Below are 13,248 nucleotides of genomic sequence, written 5' to 3'. Positions count from 1 at the left end.
CGCGTGTTGGTCGCCATCGGGAGGTCGCCGGGCCGGAGGAACTCGCCGCGCCTGCTGCGGCGTCCGCTGTCCTGAAAGAGTCGCGCCGACGCGGACATGACAGCCATGATGGTTGCCCGCATGCTCGTCGTCCGTGATGAGAACTGGTTCCGTGGCATCTATGCCGAGACGTACCGGCCGGTGTTGGCCTTCGCCCGCCGCCGGGTCGACTCCACTACTGCTGACGAGGTAGTCGCCGAGACGTTTCTGACCGCGTGGCGTCGGCGCGAAGAAGTACCGGACGGCTCGGAGCGACTGTGGCTGTTCGGCGTAGCCCGCAACATGGTCCGCAACGCCACTCGCTCGAGCCGTCGCCGCGAGCTCCTGCACCAGCGACTGCGCATCGTCCACCCGCCAGAGGTCGTCGACCCGGTCACGCCCAGTGCGGACAGCCGTGTGAGCATGCTGCGCACAGCACTCGACTCGCTGCGCGAAGCCGATCGCGAAGTGCTCATGCTGGTGGCCTGGGAAGAGCTCAGCCATGGCGAGATCGGCCAGGTCCTTGGCATCTCGGCCAATGCCTCGGCAATTCGGGTCCATCGGGCGCGCAAACGACTCGCGGCCCAGTTGCACCGGTCAGATGGCGCTACGGCCGGCGAATCCAACGTGAGGGAACTGCCCCATTCCCGACAAGCACCACCAGACGGGCAGGCGACTGCGCCTGCGGCCCGCCGCGCCATGAGAGGAACTTGCAGTGAAAGGAACTGACTCCCAAGACGAGCTGCTCGCCGAATTGCGGTGGGCCGACCCGGTCGATGCCGATTCGCTCGAGGCTGGGTCCGATCCGGGGCCCGCGCGCCTGCTGCAGACGATCCTGGCAGACACCGCTGACGGCCCGCTTCAGGTCCGAGCGGCAGATCGCCAGCTCCGCTCTGGCTCGCGTGTGAGACAGCGATGGCTGAGTGCGGCGGCGGCTGCCGCGGTGCTCGCCCTCGTCGCTGTGGCGACAGTTGTCGTCTACGACACCGGCACCGGCCGCGATGCGACCGCCGCAGTTCACCAAGCGGTCGAGGCCACCATCGCCATGAGCAATTCAGCCATCTCAACGACGACGGTCACCTTCGACTTCGACGACTTCGCCGAACCATGGGTAGTGAGCGTCGACGCGACCTTCTCAGACTCCGACGTCGAGTACCGGGTCACTCCGGGACCCGCCATGGAGCGGGCGGGCATACCGCAGATGGACCCCTACGCCGAAATCATCGTCAACGGTCAGGCATACCGCTCGGTCGGGAATGCACCATGGGAAGGTCCCATGCCGGTCGCGTCAGAAGGGGCGCAGGGCTCAGCCATCGAGTCCAACCTGACGTTCGGCGTGGCGATCGACGATCTCGGGGATCTCTACGACTTCGTCGATCTCGGCCAAACAGACCTCGACGGGGTCGCCGTTGCGCACTACCGCACCGACGAGACGCCCGCTGGTGCGGGCGCCGGCATGCTGATGTCGCTCGGCATGATCATGATGACGGCGAACCAGGCGCCGATCTCGGGACCCGAACGCGTGCAACTCGACGTGTGGGTGGACAGCGACAACCTCATCCGCCGAGTGAGCTACGGCGCCGTCATCGAGGGCACCGGCTCGTTCGGAGTCGTCACCGAATGGGGCAGCTTCGGGCAGGCCCCGCCCATCACTGCGCCGGCGAACTGAAACCGTCGCAATACTGCAGGCCACTACGCCGGTACCCGGGCGCGGCAACCACACGACTTGGGTCTCACCGTCGACGGAGAAGATCCTTGATTCGCCCGCAGTAGTCGATCCACCAGCCAGCTGAGGTGGTGTGGTCCATCGAGAAGACCACCAGATGGGTGATACCCAACGTCTCCAGCTCCCCGACCTGGTCGAGCCACGGGCCCGGTTCGCCGACCGGTTGCATGATCCGAGCCTCGATGGGAAACGTCGCCGGGTCCCGACCTTCCTCCTCCAGGAATCCTCGCAGCCTGCCGACCGCCTCGGCCACACTCTGATCCGGCATAAGGAGTGCCATCCAACCGTCGGCCAGCGCAGCGGTGCGACGAAGTGCCACGTCACCGTTGTTGGACCCGACCCAGATCGGTATCCGATGCTCCGGTAGCGGATTGATCCCCGTCCCGACCAACGTGTGCCGATCCGATTCGTGGTCGACCAGGGTCTGCGACCAGAGTGCACGCAAGACCGCTATCTGGTCTTCGAGCATGGCGCCGTTTCGCCCGAAGGGCATTCCCATGCCCTCATACTCGTAGTGGTTCCACCCGACGCCGACCCCGAGGCGCAGGCGGCCGCCGCTGAAGATGTCGATGGCCGCCGCCTGCTTGGCCACGAGGGCAGTCTGACGCTGGGGGAGGACCACCACGCTCGTCGCCAGCGTCAGCGATGTCGTGTGGGCCGAGAGGAAACTGAACAAGGTGAGAACCTCGGTGAAGCGGTCGTCAGCCGTGTACGGGGGGCGCTCGAATCCACCACCGGCTGGAGCATCCCACCGCGTCGCTTCGACACCCAGGACGTGGTCGTAGGCGATCAGATAGTCATAACCCAACCCTTCGATCCCCTGGGCGTAGTCCCGGATCTCAGAAGCGTCTGTCCCGAAGGCCCACTGGGGGAACACCGCCCCCACGTCCATGGCCGCTGCAGTTCGCTGTGCCGCTCCCATGCCTCACTCCACACTGTCGCGTCCAACCCGAACGAACCTAGCCAGGCTCTCTGTCGACGCAACGGGTCGCTAGTCGTTCATCCAAGGATTGATGATGTCGACGCCGACACCCGCGAAATCTGCTTCATTTCGCGTGACGACAGCCATGCCGTTCGCCGCAGCATCGGCCTCCAGGACTGCTCGGAGGATTCGACGAGCCTCTTCCTCCATCGAGCAGCCGCTGGATGCCGCTCGCACGCGCAGCCGCCTCTTGACTCGCTCGTCGAGATTTCGGATGGTGACGAATCAGGCCTGTTCGTCGAGCAGTTCGGCCAGATCGTCTTGGACACCCAGCTCGGCTGCCCATCGGTGCATGTAGCTGACATCGAGATTGTTGATGGCAGCGATTTCGACGCAGTCCCGCCATTGGAGCTCAGAGCGCGACTCAAAGCGCCACCGGAGCTTGGCCAACACGACGTCTTCGGGCGCGGCGATCCATGTTTCTATCCCGAGAACTTCAGCGCGGACTCGCCGAGCAATGCGGGACTGGGTGAACGCGTCTTCCGACGGAACGGCGAAGATGTCGACCTTGCCGCCGCTTTGGGGATGAAGGACGTTGAAGGTGCCTCCGGAGGTGACCGCCCGGCGAGCCTCCGACTCCGGGAAGTAGACCTCGCTTCCCCGAAGCGCTTCGAGGACCGCCTCGCCTGAATCGGGCACCAGCAGGACCACGATGTCCACATCGCGAGTCATCCGGGGCGTCCCCCACGCCGCCGCGGCTGTTGAGCCGACCACGACGTAGTCCAGGCCAGCAGACTCAAGGGCATGGACCGTGCGCTCCAGCGCGGCGGTGAGATCGATCAGGGTTCGATTCCCACCGACTCAGGCCAGACTTCGCCGGCGAGCTCAGGGCCATAGCGGGCAACGACAAGACCCAAGAAGACCTCGCTGTCGTCATAATCGGGGTGGCGCATTCGCACCGACCTCTCCTCCATGACCGCACCCGCCTCGTTGAGCTGACGCCATTCCTCAAGCCGCTGCGGAACTGTGCGGGCGCGGACGGCGTCCATCTGACGCCGCCAAACGTGATCAGGCGTGTCCGCCGGACGTCCAGAGGGATTGCGGCGCACCGTCACAGCCCGAATCGTAGTGAACCCCTGTCACATCCATCCCTATCCCGCAAAACCCAGAGAACACCAACTCGCTCTGACTAGTGCTCCTGGGAACTTCTGGGAATCCCTGACATGGTTCCTGGGTGTCGGAGGGGGGACTTGAACCCCCACACCCTTTCGGGCACTAGATCCTTAATCTAGCGCGTCTGCCAATTCCGCCACTCCGACTGAGAGCCCCGAAACCGGCCAGTGGGCAGCCATTTCGGGGCGCATCAGCATAGCGCTGCCGGGCAAATTCTTCGGCAGATTCGGAAACGCTCAGGCCTCGTCGATCGCCGTCGCGAGCGCGTCCAGGCGGCCCGGGTCAAGCTCGCCCCGCCACGACCACACGACGATGTCGACACCGGCATCGAAGAACTCTTGCGCCCCTGCCACGGCCCCCACGACGTCTCCAGCCTCCAAGCTGAGGTGGATCGACCGGTCGATCTCCGCCTGGTCGCGGCCGACACGCTCGCAGTGAGCCTGCAGCACCCCGTCGAGCTCCTGCCATGCGGCGACGTCGTCTGGGAAGAGCATGTCCCACTGGTCGGCGTACTTCGCCGCGGTCCGCAGGGTTCGCACACGGCCCGACCCGCCGATGACGATCGGGATGCGGTCCTGCACCGGCTTGGGCTCGCACCACGCATCAGTCAGCTCGAAGAAGCGGCCCTTGTGCGTGGTCATCGACTCGGTCAGCAGCTTGACGATCACCTCCATGCCCTCTTCGAGCCGGTCGGAACGGTCGCGCAGCGGACCGAGATCGATGCCGTACGCATCGCTCTCCATGAAGTTCCAGCCGGCACCCATCCCCAGCTCGAAGCGCCCGTTGGAGATGTGGTCGAGCGTTGCCGCCATGTTGGCCGTCACCGCCGGGTGACGGTGGTGCATGCCGTTGACCATGGCGCCGATGCGGATCCGCTCGGTCGCTTGGGCCAGCGCCGCCAGCATCGTCCAGCCTTCGAGATTGGGGCCGTCGTACGGCGGTGCCAGCGGATAGAAGTGGTCCCAGTTCCACGCCGACTCGATGACCTCCATCTCGTCAGCGAGCTGCCAGAGCGTCAGGTATTCCGGCCAGGCGGCGTGGTGCGGCGGGGTCTTGATCGCGTGTCGTCCCATCAGGCGAGCAATAGACCGAGTATCAGCGTGGTGAAGCCAAACGAGACTGCTACCACCACCGTGATGCGGCTCAGGTTCTTCTCGGCCACTGTCGAGCCCGCAGCGGTGGAGCCCACGGTGCCGCCGAACATGTCGGACACGCCGCCACCACGGCCGCTGTGCAACAGCACCAAGCCGATCAGACCGAAGGCCGACAGCAGGTGTACCGCTCCGACGATCCACACCATCACGGGCTTGAGGTTACCGGCGCCTCACGCCCGCCCCGAAGGAGCCGCCGGATCGGGCAGGTCGCTACGGCGTGATCGGATGGGTGATCGGGGTGCTGCCCTTGGCGCCGGGTACCCAGCCCTCGATGATGGCGCTGAAGCCGCCCGCTCCCCCGCCGGCCCGTACCACCATGGGCGACCACGGCGGGAGCTTGCGCAAGCCGCCGCTGGCGGCACCCTCGGCCGAGCCGAACACGTGCCCGCCGTCGACCGAGCCGTCCTGGTTGCCCCCGACATCAGCGCCCCGGAGCTGCTGCACGAAGCCCTCCGGCAAGCCCTCGGAGATGTCGCCCGCACCGCACACCGCGAAGTCCAGATCCATCTGCAGCAGCGGATCCAGCTCGTCGTAGAAGCGCTGCTTGGTCCAGCCCGAGTCGGCGAACGTCGACATGTGCTCGGGCGTCATCACCACCATCGCCTCCGTGGGCAGCTTGCGGTTGCCGACGCACAACAGCTGCTGCGCAAGCGTGCGGATGAGCGAGCCGGGCGTGCGGGAGACCTGGTCGATGCAGCCGATCGGGCCGTGCCCGGCAAACAGCGTCACCGTGTCCTGGCCGGGCTCGAACCCGCGGCTCACCGACAGCGGGGGCCAGCCGTCGGGCAGCCCCTCCTCGTCCTCGGCGAAGCACCAGCCCACTTTCGAGGGCGACCCGAGCGCCGAGCGGTCGATGCCGCCGATGCCGGGCTTGCCACCGCCGACGTTGCGGATCACCAGCTGCAGGGCCCGGCCGATCGTGGAGTTGGCCCGGTTGCCCTGTCCGAGCGCGTTCTTGTCGGTGTTCATGCCGATGCGGTTCCGGATGGGGCCGTTCACGATCACGATCGGCCCCGAGAACCACAGCGTGCACAGCAGTCCGTGCATGTTGAACGTGTCGGTGCACGCGGCCTCGACTGCGGCCAGCACGACTGGCAGGTACTCGGGCTTGCAGCCGGCCATGACAGCGTTGACCGCCACCTTCTCCACCGTGCATTCAGCCAGCGCCGGCGGCACCACGGCCACGATCTCCTCGGGCGCCCGGCTGGTTCCCGCCAGCATGGCGGCCACACGCGCCTCGGTGGGCGGCACCACCGGCAATCCGTCTGACCAGCCGCGGTCATACGCCGCCTCGACGGGATCTTCCGCCGATGCCAGCTCCACCTTGCGGCTTGCGAACGATGTGGCGCCGAATCGCAGCGCCAGCTCGTCGGCCAGCAGCGGGTCCACCGACATCGAACCGCAGCCCGGTCGCATGTCGGGCAGCTCGGTGCCGAGATCGTCAGCACCGCTGAGCGCTTCCCAGCTTGTGCGGTCCCAGCCCACGGTGCGGGCCATCTCCCGGCCGTCCATCACGGCCATGAGCGTCGGCACGGTCTCGATCTCGTGGTGCCACGACACGGCCAGGTCGTGGTCATGGACGACCTCGGCTGACTGCCCGCCGAGCGCAGCCATGAACTCGGGGTCGTCCTGGGTGAACACCGTCAGGCGAGTGCCGCTGCGCACGGCATGGTCGACGAGCTCGGCGAGCACCGGTTCGACATCGCGGCAGGTGGGGCAGTCACGCTTGACGAACGCCACCAGCCCGTCGGCCAGGGTCGGCCGGCCGGTGCCGGACACCCCCGAGGGCAGTTCAGTTTCTGCAGGCACGCCGCGACTCTAGGTCCGAGCGGCAGCGGGATTCTCAGGCTCGGCCGCCGGGTCGCCTCGGGCGGCGGAAGCGTTGAAATCTGTCGCTACAGGGGGTGTGCCGCGAACTGCTCGCTTGCCGTGGCGTAGGCCTGCAGAGCCACAGCCGGCCGACGGCGGGGGTCGAGCAGGTTGCTGCCCATGGCATCGAGGTCGTCCGATGCCGGCATGACAATCTCCACACGCTCACTGTCCGTCAAGCTCAGTCGTTCGCATTCGGTGGCCATCCGGCTGGCGAAGCGCAGTGCGCTCCACCCCAGTGTCGTCGCGCCGAAATCCATTGCCGCTGCAATCGGCATCGTCCACGGCCGTGCCGCAGACGGCAGCTCGGCGATGCCCATCGGGGAGCTCACCACGACCAAGTCGTAGGACTCCTCGCGCAGCACATCGAGGTTGTCGGACGAGTGCACTCCCGCATCGATGTACGCAGTGCCGTCGATCTCGACCGGTTCGAAGACCGCCGGCACGGCACATGACGCCGCGACGGCCTCCGCAGGCGTCGCCGGGCCGTCGGCATCGAAGACCACGCGTTGGCTGGCATCGAGATCCACCACCGGAACGCGCAGTCTTGGCCCTGTCGGCCACTCCCCTTCGAACAGCCCGCGCACCATGTCGGCCACGTGCGATGTCGGCACGGCGCCACGGGGCAGCAGCGACGCCAGCGCAGTGCCGGGCGCCACCCGGCCTGGCATCGCCGCAGCGAGCATCCAGATGTGCGGTGCCATCGGCGCTCCGAAGCTGGCGGTGGCCTGACGCTTCGGGCCGCGCCGGGCCCGTGCCGCGCCGAGCAGCCGCTCGCCGTCGGGGCTGAGCGGTTGGCGCGTCTCGCGACGGAACAGATCGCTGGGACTGAGCCCGGCAGCCACCAGGGCCCCCGAGATCGAACCGGCCGAGGTACCGACGATCAGGTCGACCTCCCGAGCATCGATCGCCCAGGTGTCCTCGAGCGCTTTGAGCACGCCGGCATGGAAGGCCCCGCCCACAATGCCGCCGGAGCCCATCACCAGCGCCACGCTGCGGCCTGCCCGAGTGCGTCTGGGCGTCGCTGTCTCGCTCATGGGCTGCGGCGCCCCCGACTCGGCCTCGGACAGCGCCGACTAGCTCTCGACGTCGCTGTGCTCGAGCATCCAGCCGATCATCGAGGGGATCGAGCGCTTTCGGGCACCGTTGCCCACGATGAGGCCGACGTGGCCGGCGGGCAGCCTCATCTCGGTGGCGTCGTCGGAGCCGACCAGCTCGTCGAGGCCGTAGGTGGATTCGGGCGGCACGATGTGGTCGCGCTCGGCGATCACGTTCAGGAACGGCGCCGTGATGTCGGCGAGGTCCAGCTTGCGACCGCCGAGCACCAGGTCGCCGGTCACGAAGCCGTTGCCCTCGTTGAACATCTCGACGGTCTGGATCATCGTGGCGCCCGGGAACGGGATGTGATTGCGGGTCCACGACGTCATCGCCTGGTACGAGCTGAGGAACTTGTCGTCGTCGAGGTGCTCCCAGAAGTCCATGACCGTGCTGAGGTCAGAAGTCGGCGTCAGCAGAGTGAACGACGCCCGCACAGCCTCGGCGGGCACGTTGCCCGTGTGGTCCATCAGGTGTGCCGGATCGATGCCGCCCTCGCCCACGCCGGTCATGGCCGCGGGCATCTTGGTGAAATCCACGGGGGTGGCCATCACCACAAGGTTGCGGATCGGGTCGTCGGGATGACCGGCCGCATACAGCAGCGACAGCAGGCCGCCGTAGCAGTAGCCGAACACGGTGACGCCATTGTGGCCACCCATCTGGTTGACCTTGGCCACCGCCTGGGGCAGCAACTCGTCGCAGTAGGTCTCGAGGGTGTTGTTGGCTTCTTCCTCGTCGGGCACGCCCCAGTCGAGCAGGAACACGTCGAAACCCTCGGCCACGAGCCGCTCGATGAAGCTGTTGCCCGGCTGCAGATCCAAGATGAACGAGCGGCTGACCAGGCTCATCACCAGCAGCAGCGGCGGGCGCACCGTGGGGTTCTCGCTGCGGTAGCGGTACAGCACTGCCTTGCCGTTGCTCCATACCGCGTCGCGGGGCGTCTGGCCGACGGGGGCACGATCGATGCCCATGACGTGGCGGGTCAGGTTCCACCAGCGCCGCATGCCGGTCTCCCACATCTCGGCGTAGGGGGCGAACAGGTCGGACAGGTCGGGCGAGTCGGACTTCTGCGTGTCGCGCTCGGGCGATTCGCGATTAGTGCCAGAGGCGGACTTGGGCTTGATCTTCGTGGTTGCAGGCATGGATGTTCCTTCAATGAGAGGGGGTAGATCAGGAAACTTCGACAGCGGCGGCAGGCTTCTTGGCAGCCGCCTTCCGGGCCGGCTGCGCTGCGCCATTGGTGGCCGGCTCGTCGCCGACGGGAGGAACGGTGGCCACCTCGAAGACGAGGTTCTTCAGGCCCTTCAGCTCCCGATCTACCGCGGCGACCTGCTGGCGCAGCTTGCGCACATCAGTGGCCGCAGGCAGGTTCCAGAAGTGCAGCCACCGCCGGCTGGCGCGCTCGAATTCGGCAGTCAGCGCGCTGGTGACCTTGGCGCTCGCCGCCATGAAGTCGCGGAAGCCGTCCGAGGCTGTGAACTGCTCGAGTCCGGGCGCTACGGCCTTCTCCCATTCGTTATAGATCTCACGCCATTGCTTGGCCATGTGTATTTCCTCCGGAATAAGGGGGGTGTCCGGGTTGCAGTCACGGGGTCCGGCGGCGCACGAGACGCCTGCCGGCGCGAATTGACCAGCCGCCGAGACAGATTCAGCCGCTGCTCAATTGCATGACGCTATGCAATCATATAGAGGTTACGAACTTGCTACACACAGGTTTCACCGACGAAAATTGTGTGACACACTGCAATGACCTGCGGGCGGCAGGCGGGCGGATCGGCTAAGCTATGAAGACAGCCGATGAACATGATCGATCTGGACCAGCAGGGTGCGGGAGACCCAGCGCAGTCCCTTGACAGCGGCACTCGTCGCACCCTCGGACTGCCTCGCGTTCGCGACGCGCGACGTCACAGCGATCCGACGTCCGCCGACTGGGGTGACGACTGGGATCTCGATCACAAGGTCGCCGCGCTGTGGCGCGCGGCTCGACTGGGACCCACCGTCGAACGCCTGCGTCGTCACGTCCTCGGCGGCGGATCGCAGTCCATCGAGCCGGGACAATTCCGTGCGCTCGACGCCGTCGCCGGCAACGGGCCCGCAACCATCAGGACGCTCGCGGACATCATGGACGTGGAACCCAGCACCGTCACCCGTGCGGTCACCAGGCTCGAGACAGACGGACTCGTCTACAAGCGACGAGCCGAACGCGATCACCGAGAGGTGCTGGTAGAGCTGACCGACCTCGGTGCAGCCCGCCACCAGTACTTCGTGGACCGCGCCTATCGCATCTACGAGGAGATCTTCACCGTCTTCGACACCGGCGAGCGTGAGGTTCTTGCAGACTTGCTCGAACGCATGCTCGTGTCGACCGACGCCGCTCTCGCACGGCTCGACGCCCGGGCGCTGTAGCGCCCGCTCTCCGAGGAGATCTCACACCGAATGGTCACGGCTCCCACCGACGCTCAAGCAGGCAGCCGCCCGCCGGAGGGCCGCCGGCCGAGGTCGCCGCTGCGCACCGGTTGCCGGGCAGCCGGGTCGGTAGCCGAGTGGATCCGGGGCCACAACGAGGACGACCTGCCGGCGGTGCGCCAGTCCCCCTCAGCCGCGTGGAAGTGGATGATCGACGAGTGGGCGCTGCAGTTGGAGCTGGCGACGGCCCGCATGCGGATTCCCGACGGATCGTTCCGGCAGCGGCTGCGCTCGGAGCTGGCCGAGGCCCACCGGCTCTATGCCGACTGCGGCTGGTTGGACGACCCCGCCGCCTACCACCGCACTCCCCCGCCGCTCGACACCGGCGTGGACGTGCGCGCCACCTCAGCGGGCGACGCCGACTTCTGGCACGTCCGCTTCCGCAGCGAATTCGAGCCGTGGCCCGGCGAGCCCGGCCGCGACCGCTGGATGAACTACCGGCCGGTCCGCACCACCCACGCATGGATGCTGCAGCACGCCGACCAGCCCCGCCCGTGGGTCGTGGCCGTCAACGGCTACCGCACCGGCGAGGCCGAGCTGGACATGTGGATGCTGTACGCGCACCGCCTCCACCGGCGCTGGGGACTCAACGTGATCGCCGTCGTGCTCCCGCTGCACGGCCCCCGGGCCATCGGCGTGAGCGGCTCACGAGTCGTCCACGCCGGCGCCATGAACACCGTGTTCACCGTGGCACAGGGTGCGTGGGACATCCGCCGGGTGATCGGCTGGGTGCGTGACCAGCACGAAGCGCCCGCCGTCGCGGTGTCCGGCGTCTCACTGGGCGGCTACATGGCAGCCATGACCGCCGCGCTCGAAGACGACCTGGCGGCGGTGATCGCCGGGGTCCCCGAGAGCGACCTGGCGCGCGGCACCCGCCGGCAGGTCGAGCCGCTGCTGCCCCCGTTCTACGAGCAGTGGGGACTGTCATGGGAGCCGTACGAGCAGATCCTCTCGGTGGTGTCGCCGCTGTCGCTGCCGTGCCTGGTGCCGCGCGAGCGCCGCTACATCTATGCCGGGCTGCTCGACCGCTGGGTGCGCCCCGGCAACATCAAGACGCTGTGGGAGCACTGGGAGCGTCCCGACATGCTGTGGTACCAGGGCTCGCACCTGTCCTACCCCTTCGAGCGCGAAGTCACCCGATATGTCGATCGGGCAGCACTCGAGACGTTCGGCCCGCAGCCGGCGTCGCCGCCGCGCTGAGGGCCGCTAGACGCGATCCGGCTGTCCCAGCACGGCCAGCCGGTGCCGAACGACCTTGCCGGTCGTCGTCATGGGCAGCGCATCCACGAAGTGGATGTCGCGGGGAACCATGAAGCTCGGCAGCCGCTCGGCGACCCACGATCGCAATTCGTCCGGATCGACCCGGCGGCGCGAGCGCTCGACGACGAAGGCCGACACACGCTGGCCGAACTCGGGATCGTCCACGCCCACCACGGCCGCCACCTCGACGCCGGGATGGCGGCCCAGCACTTCCTCGACGCCGGAGGGGAAGACGTTCTCGCCGCCGGTCACGATCATGTCGTTGGCACGACCCGAGATGTGCAGCCGACCATCAGCATCGAGGCTGCCGATGTCGCCGGTCGCCATGAGCGTGCCGGCGCGATCGCCGTCGCTGCCGTCGGTGTAGCCGAGGAACTGCGCTGTGCTGGCGAGGTGCACCCAGCCCGCAGTGCCCCGCGGCGCCGGCATCCCGTCATCGTCGAGAATCGTGAGCATGACGCCGTCAGGCGGCCGACCCACGGTGCCGGGAGCAGCCCGCAGATCGGCGGGGTCGGCGATGGTGCCGATGGCGGTCTCCGTCGAGCCGTAGACGTTGTAGAGGCAGTCGCCGTAACGGTCCATCCACGCCCGGGCCAGATCTCCTGAGAGCACGTTGCCGCTGCTGAGCACCATGCGGGGTCGCTGCTGCTGCGGCGGTTCGATCGCCAGATCCAGCATGCGACGCAGCATCGAAGGCACCACCACCAGCGCGTCGTAGCGCCGCTCGCACATCAGCTGGCCGACCTCTGTGGCGTCGAAGCGCCGCCGCATCTCGATCGTGCTGGCAGTGGCCAGGCCGACGACGAGCTGGCTGAGACCCCATGCGTGGAACAGCGGCGAAGCGATGAAGTAGCGATCGCCGAGGCGATAGGGAACCCGCCGCAGCATGCCGGTCCCGCCGACGCGAGTCGTCTTCAGGGGCCGAACAGCGCTCTTGGGCGCGCCGGTGGTCCCCGAAGTGAGCAGCACGAGCTTGGGTCGCCGCGTCGGCGGCGAGCACGGCAGGCCCTCGGCTGCGATGCGGGCCATGGAGCTTTTGCCGTCGCCGTCCGCCATGAAGATGGCGGCCGAAGTTCCCGCCTGCTCGATGACGTCGGCGAACTCGTTGTCGGCGACGATGGCCGCGATGCCGTCGCGGGCACACACCTCAGCAAGATTCGAGGCTGGCAGCGCGGTCGACAACAACACGGTGTCGCAGCCGGCGCGTTCCGCAGCGACAAGCGCCGTGACGAACCAGCGGTGGTTGCGGCACAGGATGCCGACCGCTCCCAGGCTGCCGTCGGGCCTCATGGCCGCGGCTCGCAGCCTCGCTCCCACGCTCGTCGCAGCGCGATCGAGCGCGCGGTAGTCGAGGGAGCCAGCATCGTCGACGACCGCAGTGCGGCCGCCGAACCGCAGCGCAGCGGCTGTGACTGCGGCGGCACTGCCCGTGCCCCACCTGATCGACGCCCACCACCGCGCCGTGTTCAGCGCAACGTCGGCAGCCCCCATGCGCAGGGCCACACTCCACAGGTGGTCGCCTGCTTCGAACACGCCATTCGAACGGGTCGCTGTGCTCACTGTGC

15 protein-coding genes and 1 tRNA gene are annotated in these 13,248 nt (G+C 67.6%); 4 read left to right on the top strand and 12 right to left on the bottom strand.

The genetic code is table 11. The features are described from left to right. Positions 1-120: 120 nt before the first annotated feature. Together ACOGW9_RS03015 and ACOGW9_RS03010 are read left to right on the top strand one after the other, a co-directional pair. On the top strand, positions 121-747 hold the full coding sequence (locus ACOGW9_RS03015) for an RNA polymerase sigma factor (protein ID WP_419908235.1): 627 nt from the start codon (positions 121-123) through the stop codon (positions 745-747). After that, complete coding sequence (locus ACOGW9_RS03010; RefSeq protein WP_419908233.1) at positions 734-1,687, top strand: hypothetical protein; 954 nt, start codon at positions 734-736, stop codon at positions 1,685-1,687. The genes ACOGW9_RS03015 and ACOGW9_RS03010 overlap by 14 nt, the downstream gene beginning before the upstream one ends. Before the next feature lie 64 nt (positions 1,688-1,751). Here the strand turns inward: ACOGW9_RS03010 and ACOGW9_RS03005 are convergent, their stop codons facing one another. The 11 genes from ACOGW9_RS03005 to ACOGW9_RS02955 form a co-directional block, all read right to left on the bottom strand. Further along, the gene (locus tag ACOGW9_RS03005; protein WP_419908231.1) at positions 1,752-2,666 is read right to left on the bottom strand and encodes an LLM class F420-dependent oxidoreductase; all 915 of its coding nucleotides are present in this window, start codon (positions 2,664-2,666) and stop codon (positions 1,752-1,754) included. A gap of 69 nt (positions 2,667-2,735) precedes the next feature. Beyond that, on the bottom strand, positions 2,736-2,903 hold the full coding sequence (locus ACOGW9_RS03000; RefSeq protein ID WP_419908229.1) for a FitA-like ribbon-helix-helix domain-containing protein: 168 nt from the start codon (positions 2,901-2,903) through the stop codon (positions 2,736-2,738). Between the two features lie 48 nt (positions 2,904-2,951). Further along, positions 2,952-3,398, bottom strand: coding sequence for a hypothetical protein (locus tag ACOGW9_RS02995; protein ID WP_419908227.1), 447 nt, complete (start codon positions 3,396-3,398; stop codon positions 2,952-2,954). A gap of 107 nt (positions 3,399-3,505) precedes the next feature. Next, entirely contained in the window at positions 3,506-3,781 is a 276-nt protein-coding gene (locus tag ACOGW9_RS02990) for a hypothetical protein (RefSeq protein WP_419908225.1), read from the bottom strand. Between the two features lie 120 nt (positions 3,782-3,901). Then, positions 3,902-3,985 (bottom strand) — tRNA-Leu (locus ACOGW9_RS02985). A gap of 90 nt (positions 3,986-4,075) precedes the next feature. Beyond that, on the bottom strand, positions 4,076-4,912 hold the full coding sequence (locus ACOGW9_RS02980; RefSeq protein WP_419908223.1) for a TIGR03560 family F420-dependent LLM class oxidoreductase: 837 nt from the start codon (positions 4,910-4,912) through the stop codon (positions 4,076-4,078). Beyond that, complete coding sequence (gene secG, locus ACOGW9_RS02975; RefSeq protein ID WP_419908728.1) at positions 4,912-5,139, bottom strand: preprotein translocase subunit SecG; 228 nt, start codon at positions 5,137-5,139, stop codon at positions 4,912-4,914. The genes ACOGW9_RS02980 and secG overlap by 1 nt, the downstream gene beginning before the upstream one ends. A gap of 64 nt (positions 5,140-5,203) precedes the next feature. Further along, entirely contained in the window at positions 5,204-6,802 is a 1,599-nt protein-coding gene (locus tag ACOGW9_RS02970) for a thioredoxin (protein WP_419908221.1), read from the bottom strand. 86 nt (positions 6,803-6,888) lie between these two features. Continuing rightward, positions 6,889-7,899, bottom strand: coding sequence for a patatin-like phospholipase family protein (locus ACOGW9_RS02965; RefSeq protein WP_419908219.1), 1,011 nt, complete (start codon positions 7,897-7,899; stop codon positions 6,889-6,891). 39 nt (positions 7,900-7,938) lie between these two features. Beyond that, on the bottom strand, positions 7,939-9,099 hold the full coding sequence (locus tag ACOGW9_RS02960) for an alpha/beta fold hydrolase (protein ID WP_419908217.1): 1,161 nt from the start codon (positions 9,097-9,099) through the stop codon (positions 7,939-7,941). 28 nt (positions 9,100-9,127) lie between these two features. Continuing rightward, a complete protein-coding gene (locus ACOGW9_RS02955; protein ID WP_419908215.1) occupies positions 9,128-9,502 on the bottom strand; it encodes a poly(R)-hydroxyalkanoic acid synthase subunit PhaE in 375 nt (124 codons plus the stop codon). A gap of 252 nt (positions 9,503-9,754) precedes the next feature. Between ACOGW9_RS02955 and ACOGW9_RS02950 the strand changes: the two genes are divergently transcribed. Beyond that, entirely contained in the window at positions 9,755-10,363 is a 609-nt protein-coding gene (locus tag ACOGW9_RS02950; protein ID WP_419908213.1) for a MarR family winged helix-turn-helix transcriptional regulator, read from the top strand. Between the two features lie 30 nt (positions 10,364-10,393). Next, complete coding sequence (locus tag ACOGW9_RS02945; RefSeq protein ID WP_419908211.1) at positions 10,394-11,623, top strand: alpha/beta hydrolase family protein; 1,230 nt, start codon at positions 10,394-10,396, stop codon at positions 11,621-11,623. A gap of 6 nt (positions 11,624-11,629) precedes the next feature. On the opposite strand, the gene ACOGW9_RS02940 is transcribed toward ACOGW9_RS02945, so the two are convergent. Beyond that, complete coding sequence (locus ACOGW9_RS02940; protein WP_419908209.1) at positions 11,630-13,243, bottom strand: AMP-binding protein; 1,614 nt, start codon at positions 13,241-13,243, stop codon at positions 11,630-11,632. Positions 13,244-13,248 lie beyond the last annotated feature (5 nt).

The sequence above is a fragment of the Candidatus Poriferisodalis sp. genome (assembly GCF_965203655.1).
In the GTDB taxonomy this organism is placed as follows: Bacteria; Actinomycetota; Acidimicrobiia; order Acidimicrobiales; family Poriferisodalaceae; genus Poriferisodalis.
This window is presented reverse-complemented; position numbering and strand designations above follow the sequence as displayed.

Bases quoted from the DNA above. Each gene is read 5' to 3' on its own strand.
- ACOGW9_RS03015 (WP_419908235.1), top strand. From the start codon at position 121: ATGCTCGTCGTCCGTGATGAGAACTGGTTCCGTGGCATCTATGCCGAG.
- ACOGW9_RS03005 (WP_419908231.1), bottom strand. From the start codon at position 2,666: ATGGGAGCGGCACAGCGAACTGCAGCGGCCATGGACGTGGGGGCGGTG.
- ACOGW9_RS02995 (WP_419908227.1), bottom strand. From the start codon at position 3,398: ATGACTCGCGATGTGGACATCGTGGTCCTGCTGGTGCCCGATTCAGGC.
- ACOGW9_RS02980 (WP_419908223.1), bottom strand. From the start codon at position 4,912: ATGGGACGACACGCGATCAAGACCCCGCCGCACCACGCCGCCTGGCCG.
- secG (WP_419908728.1), bottom strand. From the start codon at position 5,139: ATGGTGTGGATCGTCGGAGCGGTACACCTGCTGTCGGCCTTCGGTCTG.
- ACOGW9_RS02965 (WP_419908219.1), bottom strand. From the start codon at position 7,899: ATGAGCGAGACAGCGACGCCCAGACGCACTCGGGCAGGCCGCAGCGTG.
- ACOGW9_RS02960 (WP_419908217.1), bottom strand. From the start codon at position 9,099: ATGCCTGCAACCACGAAGATCAAGCCCAAGTCCGCCTCTGGCACTAAT.
- ACOGW9_RS02955 (WP_419908215.1), bottom strand. From the start codon at position 9,502: ATGGCCAAGCAATGGCGTGAGATCTATAACGAATGGGAGAAGGCCGTA.
- ACOGW9_RS02950 (WP_419908213.1), top strand. From the start codon at position 9,755: ATGAACATGATCGATCTGGACCAGCAGGGTGCGGGAGACCCAGCGCAG.
- ACOGW9_RS02945 (WP_419908211.1), top strand. From the start codon at position 10,394: ATGGTCACGGCTCCCACCGACGCTCAAGCAGGCAGCCGCCCGCCGGAG.